Genomic DNA, 1,789 nt, shown 5'->3' on the forward strand with positions numbered 1-1,789 from the left:
TCTCAACGACCTTGTTTATGTTGATGGTGTGGCGAATCAAATAATGGCTGATCGGTTTAAGCGTTTGCTTAACAGACTCTCCCTTGATGATGTAAAGGTAGAGCGTTTTCAAGATTGGATAGATGAAAATCAAGATGCGACCGGTATTGAGGGCTATGAAGATGGAGAGTATCTATCGAAGGATGTGCCTTATCGCACTGGAGGGCAGGTGTTCGTGCATCCAAGCGAAATGTTGTTGATTGAGGGGGTGAACCAGGGAGCGTATGAAGTATTACTGCCTTTCGTATCGACTCTCCCTCAAGGTCGAGCGCCCATCAATGTTAATACGGCGAGCCCAGAAGTACTTCAAAGCCTCATTGAGAATTTGCCCGATGAGGTAGCCGAGAGTCTCGCGTCAAAATCAGACGAAACGCCTTGGGTAAACATCCAAGAATTTGCTCAAGAACCTGATTTAAAGGGACTTAAATTAGACCAAACCTATTTAGGTGTCGCATCAAGTTTTTATGAACTAGCGACACGCATAACGCTGGATGAGAGAAAAGTTCGATTGCGTTCAATTCTCTATCGCGCTCAAGAAGATGGTAGTGTAACCTTAATTCAACGTGATCAAGGCCAGAAGTACCTTATAACTAAGTCTGGTTCGCAAACGAGTACACAATAATAATGGCACATAAAGTTTTTCTTTTACCTGTTGAACCCTATTCACCCAATGATGCGCGGTATGACTGGCGTCTTTATGATTTGAGTGGCGTGAAAGTCGGCGGTGGCTCAGCTATTTCAACAGATGACTTGCAACAAGTCTTGATGCAAAACGGAGCAGAAGGCGTTAAGGCTGTGTTGGTATGGCCGAGCAATTTGAGCTTCAGTACGAACGTTGACCTTCCATCTAAGAACGCCCGTTACGCCCAGCAAGCCATAGCATTCGCAATCGAAGATAAGCTAGCAACAGATATCGAATTACTGCATTTTGCATTAGGTAAAAATAACAGTAAGACGGGTACGCCTGTGCGTTGCGTCGAGAAGTCGTTGTTTATTGGGTTTCACGATGATGTTCTTGAGGCTAAGCCGGACGTTCAACTAAGTGCATCGTATATAGACGCTGAGATGCTGGTTTCATCTGAAGCTGATATTGTTATCAGCCTCGAAGGTGATACCGCTATCGTCAACGCTAAACAGTGTGCCGTGCGTGTTCGAGCACAAAATCTAGTTCCCTACATGGATACTTTGTTGCTTGGTCCAGATGACGAAAGCGCTGAAACGATCAAAATTAAGGTGTACGATCACAACGCGAATGAGGCCGATCATAAGATTTTATTGGCTGAGTTAGAGCAATATCCAGGGTGTGATATCGATATCGAAGCCTTGTCGATATCGAGTTTAGACTTATTGGTAGAGTCTTATTTTCACGCGGGTGCGCCAGAGATTGATCTATGCCAAGGTGAGCTTAAAATCGTCCAAGAGGGTTCAGGTCAATTGCGCCAATGGGCATGGGTTGCAGGCGTTGCATGTATTGCTTTCTTGTTACAGCTTGGTGTTTTTATTGGTAAGGGCATGCACTACCAGTCATCTGCGGATGATCTGGCTCAACAAGCCTTAGCAACTTACAAGCAAGCGGTACCAAATTCGAAAAATGTTTCGGTTGGAAGGTTAGCTCGCATTATCAAAGGTAAGCTTCGCCAATCGAACAATAAAGGTACTGATGTTGGATTCTTGACCTTATTAGGCGAAGCAGGCTATCAATACCAGCAGCGCAAAAACTCTACTGATATTCAGTTTACTGCCTTGAGTT

At 44.6% G+C, this 1,789-nt stretch carries 2 protein-coding genes; both read left to right on the forward strand.

What is annotated here, in order from left to right; all coding sequences use genetic code 11:
- A partial coding sequence (gene gspK, locus A3738_RS24930; protein ID WP_068763923.1) for a type II secretion system minor pseudopilin GspK occupies window positions 1–661 on the forward strand: 661 nt, incomplete at its 5' end.
- 2 nt (window positions 662–663) lie between these two features.
- The coding region (gene gspL, locus A3738_RS24935) for a type II secretion system protein GspL (protein ID WP_068763924.1) at window positions 664–1,789 on the forward strand (1,126 nt) is incomplete at its 3' end.

This window comes from Oleiphilus sp. HI0066, from assembly GCF_001635725.1.